11 protein-coding genes and 2 pseudogenes are annotated in these 13,473 nt (G+C 44.6%); 9 read left to right on the forward strand and 4 right to left on the reverse strand.

All coding sequences use genetic code 11. The features are described from left to right. The first annotated feature begins 148 nt into the window (after positions 1–148). The 4 genes and pseudogenes from IEY34_RS36500 to IEY34_RS03845 all read left to right on the forward strand — a co-directional run bounded on the left by IEY34_RS36500 (position 149) and on the right by IEY34_RS03845 (position 3,257). Positions 149–864, forward strand: a pseudogene (locus IEY34_RS36500) (reverse transcriptase domain-containing protein). A 5-nt stretch (positions 865–869) separates the two neighbouring features. Beyond that, positions 870–1,070 carry a group II intron maturase-specific domain-containing protein gene (locus IEY34_RS36505; RefSeq protein WP_229757451.1) on the forward strand — a complete coding sequence of 67 codons (201 nt, stop codon included), beginning with the start codon at positions 870–872 and terminating at the stop codon, positions 1,068–1,070. 277 nt (positions 1,071–1,347) lie between these two features. Continuing rightward, positions 1,348–1,685: pseudogene (locus IEY34_RS38065) on the forward strand (transposase zinc-binding domain-containing protein); the annotation flags it as partial. A gap of 705 nt (positions 1,686–2,390) precedes the next feature. Beyond that, positions 2,391–3,257 carry an MBL fold metallo-hydrolase gene (locus tag IEY34_RS03845; protein ID WP_189007824.1) on the forward strand — a complete coding sequence of 289 codons (867 nt, stop codon included), beginning with the start codon at positions 2,391–2,393 and terminating at the stop codon, positions 3,255–3,257. 295 nt (positions 3,258–3,552) lie between these two features. Here the strand turns inward: IEY34_RS03845 and IEY34_RS03850 are convergent, their stop codons facing one another. Beyond that, complete coding sequence (locus tag IEY34_RS03850) at positions 3,553–5,604, reverse strand: methyl-accepting chemotaxis protein (RefSeq protein ID WP_189007827.1); 2,052 nt, start codon at positions 5,602–5,604, stop codon at positions 3,553–3,555. 289 nt (positions 5,605–5,893) lie between these two features. Between IEY34_RS03850 and IEY34_RS03855 the strand changes: the two genes are divergently transcribed. The 5 genes from IEY34_RS03855 (at position 5,894) to phoU (ending at position 10,230) form a co-directional block, all read left to right on the forward strand. After that, the gene (locus IEY34_RS03855) at positions 5,894–6,817 is read left to right on the forward strand and encodes a phosphate ABC transporter substrate-binding protein (protein WP_189007830.1); all 924 of its coding nucleotides are present in this window, start codon (positions 5,894–5,896) and stop codon (positions 6,815–6,817) included. A 173-nt stretch (positions 6,818–6,990) separates the two neighbouring features. After that, a complete protein-coding gene (gene pstC / locus IEY34_RS03860) occupies positions 6,991–7,926 on the forward strand; it encodes a phosphate ABC transporter permease subunit PstC (RefSeq protein ID WP_229757453.1) in 936 nt (311 codons plus the stop codon). After that, positions 7,926–8,783, forward strand: a complete 858-nt coding sequence (gene pstA / locus IEY34_RS03865; RefSeq protein ID WP_189007835.1) for a phosphate ABC transporter permease PstA — start codon at positions 7,926–7,928, stop codon at positions 8,781–8,783. Before pstC ends, pstA begins: the two co-directional genes overlap by 1 nt. 2 nt (positions 8,784–8,785) lie before the next feature. After that, positions 8,786–9,547: a phosphate ABC transporter ATP-binding protein PstB gene (gene pstB, locus IEY34_RS03870; protein WP_189007838.1), complete on the forward strand. Its 762-nt coding sequence runs from the start codon at positions 8,786–8,788 to the stop codon at positions 9,545–9,547. A gap of 23 nt (positions 9,548–9,570) precedes the next feature. Further along, positions 9,571–10,230 carry a phosphate signaling complex protein PhoU gene (phoU, locus tag IEY34_RS03875; protein ID WP_189007841.1) on the forward strand — a complete coding sequence of 220 codons (660 nt, stop codon included), beginning with the start codon at positions 9,571–9,573 and terminating at the stop codon, positions 10,228–10,230. A gap of 142 nt (positions 10,231–10,372) precedes the next feature. Here the strand turns inward: phoU and IEY34_RS03880 are convergent, their stop codons facing one another. The 3 genes from IEY34_RS03880 to IEY34_RS03890 all read right to left on the reverse strand — a co-directional run bounded on the left by IEY34_RS03880 (position 10,373) and on the right by IEY34_RS03890 (position 13,294). Next, complete coding sequence (locus IEY34_RS03880; protein WP_189007844.1) at positions 10,373–10,918, reverse strand: hypothetical protein; 546 nt, start codon at positions 10,916–10,918, stop codon at positions 10,373–10,375. A 120-nt stretch (positions 10,919–11,038) separates the two neighbouring features. Continuing rightward, positions 11,039–11,443 (reverse strand): hypothetical protein, encoded by a 405-nt coding sequence (locus IEY34_RS03885; RefSeq protein ID WP_189007847.1) that lies wholly within the window; start codon positions 11,441–11,443, stop codon positions 11,039–11,041. A gap of 267 nt (positions 11,444–11,710) precedes the next feature. Further along, positions 11,711–13,294: a response regulator gene (locus tag IEY34_RS03890; RefSeq protein WP_189007849.1), complete on the reverse strand. Its 1,584-nt coding sequence runs from the start codon at positions 13,292–13,294 to the stop codon at positions 11,711–11,713. Positions 13,295–13,473 lie beyond the last annotated feature (179 nt).

Genomic DNA, 13,473 nt, shown 5'->3' on the forward strand with positions numbered 1-13,473 from the left:
ATGGAGACGAGTCAAAAGCAAGAAGGGCAGTGGAGGAATCGATGGAATATCCACCCGAGCACATCGTGGAAGTATACGGGGCGAAGAGATACCCAAACCAGACGGAAAGCTTCGCCCCTTAGGAATCCCGACCATTATTGATCGGGTCGTGCAAATGGCAACAAAAATGGTGATTGAGCCCATCTTTGAAACGGACTTCAAGGATGGCTCCTATGGATTCCGGCCGAAGCGAAGCCAACACGGTGCCATTCGTCACATCAGGCGAGAGGTTAAGAAAGGCGTATATTGGGTAGTAGACATTGACAAAAAGGCTACTTTGACAACATTGGGCATGAGAAACTGATGAAGCTTGTGGAGCAAAGAATGAGTGACAGAAGAGTATTCAAACTCATCTGGAAATGGCTAAAGGCAGGATTCGTAAAAGATGATCAGTTTTATGAAACCGAACTCGGAAGCCCACAAGGCTCAGTCATAAGTCCGCTACTTTCAAATATCTACCTGAACGACCTGGATAAGGTCTGGGAAAACAAATTTACCGAACTCGGCGCCCTCGTCAGATTTGCTGATGATCTCGTCATTCTGTGCAAAACCAAAGAGCAGGCTATGAAGGCAATCGATGTGTTAAAAGCAGTATTCAATAAACTTGAAACAGAGATAAACACATCCAAATCAAAGCTCGTCAACCCATGGGGTGACAAAACAGGATTTGACTTTCTGGGCATGCATCACCGAAAAATCCCCAAACAGGTCAAGGGAGTAGCCCATTATATATGGCGGAGCTACCCATCGAAGAAAGCCATGAAGAAGATGAAAGAGAAGGTAAAGGAAGTTACCGAACCCGAAACCGATTGTTCTGGACAATGAACAGAATGGTTGAGGAACTCAATCCGAAGATTCAGGGATGGAGAAACTACTACGCGGTGGACGCCTTTGCCGATTTATTTCTGAATAAAGTGGACTGGTACATTCGAAAGAGATTGATGCTGTTTTGGAACAAGAAATGCAATCGTCGTATGAAGCACAGTAATTCCAGATTAGCGGGCATTGTTGCTCTGCAATCTGGGCCTTAAGAAGCTTGTAGGTTAGGAAAGTACCGTAAAGCGGAAGAAAGAAGAACATCGGAAAGCCGGATGAGGGAAAACCTCACGTCCGGTTTGATGCAGGGGGAGCTAAAAAAGTAAAAAGAGAGCCTTCGCCCTCCAATGAAATTTCAGTTTTCTACTCTACTAAGAATTTATATGTTTTGGGGTGAGCGAAGCTTACCCCTTATTTAGAATAATAGAAAGTACAAGTTTTTTAGTGGATTTAGGGGATTCTCCCTTTTAAGTTTTTTGGTACATTTACAATATGAAACAGGACATCCTACACCGAATTTTTCTTTGATGAGAATCGCTACTATGAAGCCAATAAAAGCAAGCATGGCAAAAAGATACGTCCCGTAGTGCTGAAAGAAATCCAAAAATTTCGAGTTTGTGGAGACCCGAAAAAAGGGTTTAAGCTGCTCGCATGTGTAGGGTGCCACGATCTTAAGGTGGTGCCTTTTTGGTGCAAAGGAGTGTTTCTGCACGACGTGTTCATGCGGAGAAACGGAAGAGTGGAGCTGTGTCTTGTCTGAGGACGTATGTCAAGTCAACCATCGACATGTTATCTTGACCATCGAAGAAGGTCTAAGAGACATGTTTTTGGGTTGGGGTGAGTGAAGCTAGCCCAGAAATGTTGGAGATTGACTCCAGTCTCCAGGCTTGGGTTGTAGGCGGCCAATCACGATGGAGGGGTTCGATGTGATCAGATGAGATGAGAGAGACGAGAAGCGATGATGATGATGAGACGAGATGCGATGCGATGAGAAGCGATGATGATGAGACGAGATGCGATGCGATGCGATGAGAACAAGGTAGCTGTGAACGTACTTATTTGTTCGAATTGCTGATGGTTTGGAGGTATAAACAAGCTATTTGGCAGAATGAGATCCTCTAGCTTTGCAATCGCGCGGAGATAAGGGAACGTCAAGCCGCGATTGTAGGAAAATATGTCATGATAGAGATCCAGAGGGAACTACAGTGCGCTATAATTCCGAAAACCGCCATATTCCACGCCTGAGGGAACTACGATCCGCTATTGCACCATTATCCGGTTGAAATTAGCAGATTCCGCTTACATAGTGGATCTCAGTTCCCTTTCATGCTACGTTTACCCCAGTTCCCGCCATTTAGCGGATCATAGTTCCTTTTCACACGATGATCTCTGTCATTTCAAAGCTCAAAGGGAACTAGGATCCGCTAGATTGCTGAAAACCGTTATGAAGATGCTCATCTCTCAGGGCGGCAAAGCCGCTTTCTTAATCTGCTAAGATATTCCGCTGCGAAAACGGGGATAATAAGTGAAAATGAATGAAAGAGGAGAAGTTTTTATTGGAATCCACCTTTGAGCATGTGTACTTCCCCTTAACAACCGTATCGAGCGGGGAAGGTAAAGAAGTCAATATCGATATCTATTGCTACTGCATCCAGTTCGTCAATATTTGTTTGTTGGGCAATCCGACTAGCAAAACGAAGGAATGGTTCTTAGTCGATGCAGGCTTGCCGCACTCGGCAGACAACATAATTCGCCTAGCGGAGGACCATTTTGGTTCGATGACGAAGCCTCAAGGCATTTTATTAACCCATGGGCATTTTGATCATGTTGGGGCTATCGGAGAATTGTTGCAGCATTGGGATGTGCCTGTTTATGCCCATGAATTGGAGATTCCCTACCTAACAGGGAAAGCTAATTATCCCAAAGGCGATTCGACTGTAAACGGAGGTCTCATTAGCGAGCTTTCCCCCTTATTTCCTAACCATGGCATTAATTTGGAAAATCATGTCCATTCGCTTCCGGCTGACGGCAGCATTCCGGGCTTGCCTGAATGGCAATGGATTCACACACCGGGGCATACGCCAGGGCATATTTCACTTTTTCGCGCCAGAGACCGCTCGCTTCTTGCAGGGGATGCTTTTGTCACGGTAAAACAGGAATCGTTGTACAACGTGATCCTCCAGACGAAGGAAATCAAAGGGCCGCCCAAATATTTCACGACCGATTGGGAGGCAGCGGAGGCTTCCGTCAGAAAGCTTCAAGCCCTCCAGCCAGTTTTGGCTGTGACAGGCCATGGCACGCCGATACGAGAGGAAGAACTGACGAATCAACTCAACTATTTGGTTGAGAATTTCGAGCGTGTGGCTGTGCCGGAGGAAGGCCGATTCGTGCATGAGCGGTGAAAAAAATCCCTCATTCCGTTGAGGGAATGGGGGATTGGGCATTTTTATTGGGGGAAGACGTTCGTGGCGGAACGTCGATTCGTTATTTTGGTTAATTGGCGCTTCAATGTGGCATCGCGCGGATCGTAGATGCGTTATGTGTTAAGAATGGTGCGATTCGGGGCTGGAACGGCGAAATAAGGGAATGACGATCCGCGGGATGAGGAAAATGAGCTGTTTTCACCGGAAAAAGGCCACTACGATCCGCGAGAGCGGTAAGCTGAGCCTTTGTTAAGTCCGGATCTGAGGACCGATGCTAACCGATCAGCACTGGCTCTTTTTTCTCCTGTCCCTTCGGAGTGTCTGACGCCGAATTCTCCGTTTTACTCTTCGTAGACTCGTCGGATAAGCTTGGCACCTCAGCCTGCTCCTCATCGCGTTCCGCTCCCTGCTCTGTTTGCATGAGAGCTTCATCGGCAATGTCATCCGAAACATCATCCGAATTTGCTGTACGAGACGTTCCCGCTGCAAAATTCAAGGGTGCCACATTCTCTACCGAACCATCCAGTTTCTCCGCCGAATTATCATGCTTCTCTATCGTACCATCCAGCTTCTTCTCCGAACCACCCAACTTCTCCGCCTCTTCCTCGTTGATTCGGAATTTACTGATTTCGGCGAACAACTGCTGCGCGAGATCTAGGATATCATCCGATTCTTCGGCGATGCGGCGAATGGAAACATCCTGCTGGATGGAGGTCGAGTTGACCTCCTCGACACCGGCTGCCGTTTCCTGGGCAATCGCGGCGACGAATTGCACAGAGTCAACGAGCTCGTCGTTCTTCGAGCGAGCTTGTTCGATCTTCAGATGGATTTGTTCAATCTGAAGTTTAATGCCCTGCATCGAGTAATCGATGCTTTCGAAAGAACCCAGCGTGTCAGCGACACGGCTGTCTTGAGCCAGCGCCGAGTCGCGGGCTTCGATCAAGGAGCTCTGCAGCTCCTTGATCTGCTGTTGCAGCGTCCCGATGATGGCGCTGATCGTCTTGGACGATTGGTTCGTCTGCTGCGACAGCTGACGAACTTCGTCCGCGATCACGGAGAAGCCGCGTCCGTGTGCGCCGGCTCTTGCCGCTTCAATCGCCGCATTCAAGGCCAACACGTTCGTCTGCGTCGAAATCTCCGTGATGGAGTGAATGATGGCGCCAATTTGTTTCGAGCTGGCGGCCACGGTCTGCATCGCGGCATCGACCCGCTGCAGCAAATCTTGCGAATGCTCGGAGGAAGCTTTCAGCTCTCGAACCGAGTTTGTGCCTTGCTGCGTGCCTGCTGCCGCTTCGTCGCTCGCACGCTTCATTTCATAGGTATATGCGGTAATGTCACGGATCTCTGCTTCCAGCTCTGCGATGACGATGGAGCTATGCTCCGTCTTAACAGCTTGTTCATCGGCGCCATGGGAGATTTCGTGAATGGCTTTCAGAATATCTGTGTTCGCCGATGCAGTCAGCTGTGAGAAGCGATGAAACTCATGTGAGTGCTCGGACAGGGAGGAAGCGATATGCTTCGTTGCGCTGAGCATATGGCGTACTTGAATAATCATATGATCGAAGCTGTTGCTCAGAGTGCCAAGCTCATCTGTTGATTTGGAATTGATTGTCTGGGTCAAGTCCCCCTCTGCGATGAGCGTTACTGCTTTCTGCAAGCGGGAAATCGGTCTGATAAAGGAACGAATTATGAGGAAGGCAATAGCGATGGTCACGGCGAGCACGACAACCGCAGCAATCATCATGACTTGGCTCGTGCTATCGAGCGCTTTGGTGGAATCCGCAATGGCCAGATCAGCCGAATTGGCGTAAGTCACATAGAACTTATCAACGAGTTCGAATATTTTATCCTTTAATTCTTGCGATTCATTATATAAGTAGAGCAGATTAATCTCCAGGTCTTTGGGATTTGTGCCGTTGCCTTGAATCATTTGTGCTGCGGAATCGAAATTGTTGATGTAATCTACCGAAGCTTGAATCAGTTGGCTGCGCCATTTGATTTGATCAGGTGTAGAGGCGGTATCGCCAATCTTTTTAATGAAATCATTAAAAGGTTGACGTTTGCTGTTATATTTCAGAATGAATTCAGGTTTCTTGGAAATCTCCAAGCCTGACGCAATGATGTTCATTTCTTGCACCATTTCCTTTAACTCCAGAGCAAGAACTTTCAATTCAACTTTATCATTCTGATCGTTCATATTTTGTTTGATTTGACTAACCTGATGCAAATTGAAGAAGGCAACTGCCAGAAAAATGAGAAGCACTCCACCAAAGCTAGCAATCAATCGACTCCGCATGGTCATATTGAACAACATTATCTTGCGCATTGTCATCCCTCCATTAATAAGACAAGAACTGACTTTATTCTTGCTTTTGCTTATTAATATAGGTCTTCTGTATTAAATAGAGCGTCGAATTATGTAAACCAGTTGTAAATTTATCCATAAATATAGCTGCTTAGGACCCAAATAAAAGTTTTACATTACGTTTACGTTTCGTGGGTTTGGAATTTACAATCGATTGTTACGATAGGAGAGTAGTTAGCAGGGCGGACAAATAAGAAGACGCGGAGCTAACAAAACCAGTAACATAAAATCAAAGGAGGACATGCTAACCATGTTCAAGTTCATGTCGAAAAAAGGAATTACATTATCACTTTCCGCGGTATTAATGATGGGGTCATTGGTTGGTTGCGGCACTAAAACAGAGACGAAACCCGCAGCTTCAGCAACACCAGCTGCTAGTACAGCTGCTTCAGCTTCTGCAAAACCTTCAGATGCTCCAAAAACAGAGCTTAGCGGTACGATTTCTGCTACTGGCTCAAGCGCATTGCTTCCTTTAGTTAAGCAAGCGGCAAAGGAATTCATGGATTTGAACCCGAAAGTAACGATTCAAGTTTCAGCTGGTGGTTCAGGTACTGGAATAAAAAACGTAGCTGACGGCACTTCCGATATCGGTAACTCCGATGTTGAGCCAGCTGCTGAATATAAAGATAAAGGTCTAGTTGATCACCAAGTAGCAATCGCGCCTTTCGCATTAATCGTAAACAAAGATGTGAAAGTAGACAACGTAACAAAAGCGCAAGCAGCTGATATTTACATGGGTAAAATCACAAACTGGAAAGAAGTTGGCGGCAATGACGCGAAAATCGTTCTTGTTCACCGTCCAGACAGCTCAGGTTCCCGTACGCTTGTTAAACAAATTATTCTTGATGGCAAAGAATTCACAAAAGACGGTATCACACAAGAAAACAGTGGCGCTATGAAAACAGCAGTTGTAGGTCAATCCAGCTCCATTGGGTATGTAGATACGCCTTATATCGATGACACTGTAAAAGCATTGAAAATTGATGGTGTATCTTTCTCCGAAGAAAACATCAAAAACGGTACTTATAAATTGTTTGGTGTTGAGCACATGTATACAAAAGGCGAAGCAAAAGATCCAGCTAAAGCTTTCATCGCTTACATCTCCAGCAAAGAATTCCAAGGCAAACAAGTTCGTGAATTGAAATTCTTGCCTGCAGATCTGCTTAAAAAATAATTAGCCTTCCCACCAAGAGCGCTCGCAAGTCTGAGCGTTCTTTTTTTATGCTCAGCTATAAAACTTTTACATTCCCTTAACATTTCATTGATGATCCAATGACAATCGTAACCTATTCTAGAAGTAAGGTATGTGAAAGACATGCGTGTATTAATAGAAGGGGGATTAACCCATTGAATTCAGTAGCAGACAAACTATCAAGCACGAATTCGGAAAGAAGTCGTCCACTTACTTCCAAATGGACCCAAGGACAACATAGACAGGACAACTTCATGAGATGGGTGTTTGTAGGCAGTGCTGTCCTAGTGTCAGCGATTATTTTCTCTATCATTGTCTTCGTTGGTATGCAAGGTATTAAGACATTTCAGGATGTCAGCGTGATAGAATTTTTCTTTTCTACGGATTGGACGCCAGGCCAAAATAAATTCGGAGCTTTTCCTTTTCTATACAGCACACTATTAATGACATTGGTTTCGGTTGTGTTCTCTGTACCGCTAGCGTTATCCGGTGCTTTGTTCATGGCCAAAATTGCTCCCAAATGGATGCGTGAAATCATGCGTCCAGCTACAGATTTGTTCGTAGGTATTCCTTCCGTCGTCTATGGTCTGATCGGGATGACCGTCATTGTACCTGCCTTGGGTAAGTTCACAGGCGGAGTTGGCTACGGGATTCTGCCTGCATCGATCATTTTGGCGATTATGATTTTACCGACTATTCTCTCCATTTCTGAGGATGCTATCCGAGCTCTTCCAGGTCGTTTGGAAGAAGCGTCGCTAGCCTTAGGCGCAACGCGGTGGCAAACGATGTGGCGGGTCCTCCTGCCAGCTGCCAGACCTGGCATACTAACAGCGATTATTCTCGGCATGGGCCGCGCAATCGGAGAAACAATGGCCGTGTTCATGGTTATTGGGAACTCTCCCCAAATGCCTAAGTCCTTATTGGATTCCACAACAGTATTAACAACAGCGATCGTGAAGGACATGGGGAATACGAATTACGGATCTGTGTGGAACAATGCCCTTTATATGATGGCTCTGCTTTTACTTGTGATCTCCTTATCTTTAATCCTAATTATTCGTATCGTGGCTAAAAGGAGTGAACTGAAATAATGACTAGCAAAACGACAGATCGTATAGCCACATTTTACTTTTGGGCTTCAGGTGTCATTATTATTGCCATTCTGGCTTGGTTCCTTGTTCGCATCCTAGGGGAAGGGATTCCTCATCTATCCTGGCACTTTATCTTCGGCAAACCGGAAGAAATCAAAGCGGGAGGCGGCGTCGGGCCGCAGTTGTTCAACTCCTTCTACGTCTTGTTTTTATCCTTATTGATTTCCATTCCAATCGGATTATTCTCAGGCATTTACTTGGCTATCTATGCACAAAAAAATTGGTTCACCGATCTGGTGCGTATTTCCGTTGAAGCCTTATCATCCGTGCCTTCCATCGTATTTGGATTGTTCGGGTTTCTTCTCTTCGCGAATCTGCTTGGTCTGAAGTTCTCCATTCTCGGCGGTGCTGCGACTGTTGCCCTTCTGAACTTGCCGGTTATGGTGCGGGTTACAGAAGAATCTATTCGTACGGTGCCAGAATCTTACTGGGAAGCAAGCTTGGCGCTTGGATCGACCAAATGGCAGGCCATTCGCAAGGTGCTTATACCCGCGGCATTGCCTAGCTTAATAACCGGAATTACTTTGATTGCTGGACGTGCCTTAGGTGAATCAGCGATTCTCATTTATACAGCCGGGTTATCGGTCTCCCGTTTCTTCCCGGACTTCAACCCGCTCAAGATGGGAGAGACGCTGTCAGTCCATCTCTGGTATGTAGGGGCTGAAGCGCTTGTACCAGACGCCAAGGATATTGCCAAAGGCAGCGCCGCGCTGCTCCTAATCGTCGTCTTAATTTTCAACCTGCTTGTTAGTATACCAAGCCGAATCCTACAAAAAAGACTTTCCGGGGGGAAATAATCGTGGCGACTAAACATAAAATCAAAGCGGATAAATTGAATTTGTTTTACGGGGAAAATCATGCGCTTCATGATATTGAATTAGCCATTGAAACAGGCACGATTGCTGCCTTAATCGGTCCGTCAGGCTGTGGGAAGTCGACCTTCCTGCGTACCTTGAACCGGATGAATGATCTCATTGACAGCGTGCGAATTACAGGGAATGTAGCCGTTGACGGGCACAATATTTATGAGGCTGATTCTGATGTGGTTTCTTTACGCAAGCGTGTGGGCATGGTTTTCCAACGTCCTAATCCATTCCCGATGAGCATATATGATAACATCGCCTATGGACCGCGCATTCACGGCACCAAGAAGAAAGCTCATCTGGATGAAATTGTCGAGCGCAGTCTTGTACAAGCGGCTCTCTGGGATGAAGTGAAGGATCGTTTGCATAAATCGGCACTGGGTTTGTCCGGCGGTCAACAGCAGCGTCTATGTATCGCTCGTTTGCTTGCCGTTGAGCCAGACGTTCTGTTGATGGATGAGCCTACATCGGCACTAGATCCGATCTCCACACTGAAGGTGGAAGAGTTAACGCAAACCTTGAAAGAGAAATATACGATCATTATCGTTACGCATAACATGCAGCAAGCAGCGAGAATTTCCGATATGACTTCCTTTTTCTTAAATGGGTATCTAGTCGAAACCGACAAAACAGATAAAATCTTCACTAATCCGAACGACCAACGTACGGAAGATTACATTACGGGAAGATTCGGCTAACCACTTCGAGAGGGGATAAACAAATGGATGCAAGACCAGGGTTTCATCAATCGTTAGCACTACTGCAAAAAGAACTGCAAGATATGGGAGAAAGCGTAGAGGATTTGATCTTCAAATCCGTCGAATCCTTGGCTAAACTGGATGAGAAAGCAGCTGTCCAAGTCATTAAGACGGATGATTTGATTGATGACTACTTAACGACGATCGACGAACTGTGTCTGCGACTCATCGCTCTGCAGCAGCCTATGGCCAGTGATTTGAGGATTATCGGCACAGCGCTCAAAATTGCCACAGATTTGGAACGCATCGCGGACCATGCCGTTGATATCGCCAAGATTACAATACGCTTCGCGGGAGAAGAACTGGTGAAGCCGCTTGAAGTCATCCCGCAAATGGCGGAGATTGCTATCGAGATGCTCCATGAGAGCCTTCTTTCCTACACGGAGCGCGATGTCCACCGCGCGGCATCGCTTGCAGAGAAGGATGACCGGGTAGATAAGCTATACAGCACAGTGATGCAGGAACTGATGAGCTTGATGAGTTCCGATTACAACCGCAATCGCCAACTGACACACTTGCTGTTCGTGGCTCACTTCCTGGAGCGCGTCGCTGACCATACAACGAACATCGGTGAAGGCGTTATTTATATGGTTACAGGAAAGCGTAAGGATTTGAATGTATAGTTAAATCAATTGAAAAGAAGCATATGCTATTTAAAAACAGATGTGATATAAGCTGTTTTTTGATACATATGCTTTTTTCTTATGTAAGTTTGATGTGGTCAAGACAGTAGTTCTAAAGTTGCAGAGAGAGAGAAATGTTCTACTAGTTATTAAAGTTCTTAATAAATTCTTCTTTACTCAAAGTTTGGACTTTTATGGGAATTCCGCCTACTTGTGAGTCGATATTAATGATATTCCATTTATCTAGAAAGTCTTTTTTTAGTTGAATTATATGGTTTGTTTTATCATCTATAGAGGCATATACAAAAGAAACTTCACTTATAGGTTGTTCTTTTTTCAAAAAAACTCCAATAGCCGTATCACCACTTTTGGCTAATCCTGATTTATTATAAGTTTGATATAATACATATAAGAGATCACTACTATCTTTCTCTGACAGCTCAAATATTTTTTTTTCATTCAGAAGATTATGGTAATAGTAATCATCCTTATCTAATTGGTAAGTTTTGATTATATTTGCATGTAAATCCAGAAGCCACAATCTGACTTGATCTTTTTGATATTTTTCATAAGCAATATTTATTACTTCTTTCTCTTTGGCATGAAAATAATAGCTACTCCCTAAAAGAATTGTAACAATAGCTGTAGCTATTACTAATAAAAGGATATATTTACGGGATTTGAACATAACAATTTTCCTCACAGACTTTTGGATTATACAACAGCGAAATTACTGACTGAAGGCACGATAGAGAAAGAGTACCCTTTTGGATTTCCAGAAGAGTACTCTTATTTGTTTAAACGAAAATTAAAGAGTTAGGGAATCTGAGTCGCTGGTGTAGTAGATGGCGCTAAAGTTTTCTTTTATCCAACCTTGTAGGTTTGCGCTAACTGTTTGACCTACAGAAGCAGTAAAAGTTGAATTTAGTAGTCCTGGGTTATCAGTACCATTACGAAGTTGAACTGTAGTCTTTAGAACCCCTCCTACGTATACAGACATATTTCCTTCAATTTTTTGACTTGATGTTAAGACACCGCCAGTACCTTGGACTGACCCAATTACATTTACAATTTTAACTCCATCATTTGGGCCTAGAGCAGTAACATTGACATCTGAACTAGTACCTGTGGAGGCAAAAGCAGGTACCGCTAGTAATAATGCTGCACATGAAGCTAGTAAAATCGGAGTTACTTTCTTTGATATTTTCATCATAATAATAACACATCTCCCTTAAATTGGTATGTAATACACTTTTTATATTATAGATAGAGTGTTATCGGAGTATTAAATTAAAAAGAATAATTTGTAAACATTTACCTTTTTATGTATTTTAATAGTGTGGCTAAGACGGAGTTGATATGAATATTAGTTTGAAGATTGAGTGAGGATTCATCGCTGATTTGATCTAATCTCCTAGATAGTTATAGTTGACCGCTTTCTTAATGAATTTGTAGTTTCTCAATAAAAAAGCCGATCCTATTAAGAATCGGCGCCATCCACAAGAACGGGGAAGCGAATATAAAAGGTTGTCCCTTTGGGACTGGATTGAACTTCAATAGAGGCCTGATGCCTGGCCGCTATACTGTAGCAGATTGCCAGACCAAGTCCAGTTCCTTCGTCTTTGGTGGTGAAGAAAGGCCGGCCAAGCTTCTCGAGATGGTGCTCATCGATGCCTGTCCCCTCATCCCCAATAAGCAGGACTACGTGTTCAGGTTCCCGATAGGTCTCGATCCGCAGCTTGCCGCCGATGCTCATCGCTTCCAGACCATTCATGCACATATTTAAGATGAGTTGGCGGATTTCTTTGTCGTCGAGTTGAATAACCGGACAGTCCATCATCTGATACTGCACATGCTTGCCGGACATCACAGCCTCAGCTTGAATCAACGGCAGCAGCATTTCGATGATCCGGTTAATCTGATCGGGATGCTGATGGGATTGCTTATTTTTGGCGAGGGATAAATATTCGGTGATGATCTCGTTGGCACGATCCAATTCTTCGAGCATGATGGGAATGTACTGTTTCTGCATACGGCCATCGTTCTCGCGAAATAACTGGAGGAAACCGCGGATGGTGGTCATGGGGTTGCGAATTTCATGCGCGATGCCAGCGGCCATTTCACCAACCAGATTTAACTGGGCCAGACGGGCCATTTCTGCTTCGAAACGCAGGCTTTCTGTAATATCTACAGCGACCTGGAGCATACAGCTCTCGTTCTCGATATCAATGATTTCTGTCGACATGAGCGCTGTTCGCATTTCCTTGGATTTGGTCTCATATCTCACTTTCAAGTTATGGATGACCTCATCGCATTTCATCGGCTCTCCCTGCTCCGTTCGCAGGAGATCCATCGAGGTCCCAATAATTTCGTCCCCATAACCTGTATACTGCTTCCAACTTTCATTAATCTCCAGATAAGTGAGATCAGGCAGGCGCCGGATCGCCATCAGGGAGGGAGAGAGCATAAACATTTTCTTGAAATGCTCTTGGGATTTCAATAATTTCTGGTGGGCGTCGACCAGTTCGGATGTACGTTCTTCGACCCAATTTTCCAAAAGCACATTCTGTTGTTTCAGTTTTTCTTCCGCTTCCGCTAATTTCCGATTCGTTTCTTCAAGGTCCAGTGTCCGCTTCTGCAAAAGCTCGCTTTGCAATTTGATTTTCTGGTGATTCAAATGCATGTTAACGAAAGCATCGACTTTTTTGCGAAGCATTTCGGGATGCACAGGTTTAAATAAGTAATCAATTGATCCTACATGATAGCCTTTGAGCACATGTTCAATAGACGTACTAAGGGCTGTCAGGAAGATGATAGGAATATCTTGACAAGCCTTGCGCTGTTTAATCAATTCAACAGTCTCGAACCCGCTGAGTCCCGGCATTTGCACATCCATTAGAATGACAGCAATATGATCGGCAGATTCCTTTAATAAATATCGAAGAGCCTCTTCACCAGATTGCAAGCCAATCACGTCATAATGGGGAGAGGCCAGAATACTGTTTAGAGCTAGCAAGTTCTCGTAGCGGTCATCTACCGCCAAGATTTTGACTTGTTGTTCCATGTCAAATCCTTTCCGTGCTAGTAAAGACTGTTAAGCACCTTGCGATTCTCCTTTTCTCTTTTCGTGGAAAAAATGGAATTCCCTCTTTTTTATTTGAAGTCTTTACAAAGATTTTACATAAGGATAATAAAGGAAGCTATTTGGTTTGATAGACTGATCATATACGGAATAACAAATAA

This window comes from Paenibacillus marchantiophytorum, from assembly GCF_014640555.1.
GTDB lineage: Bacteria > Bacillota > Bacilli > Paenibacillales > NBRC-103111 > Paenibacillus_E > Paenibacillus_E marchantiophytorum.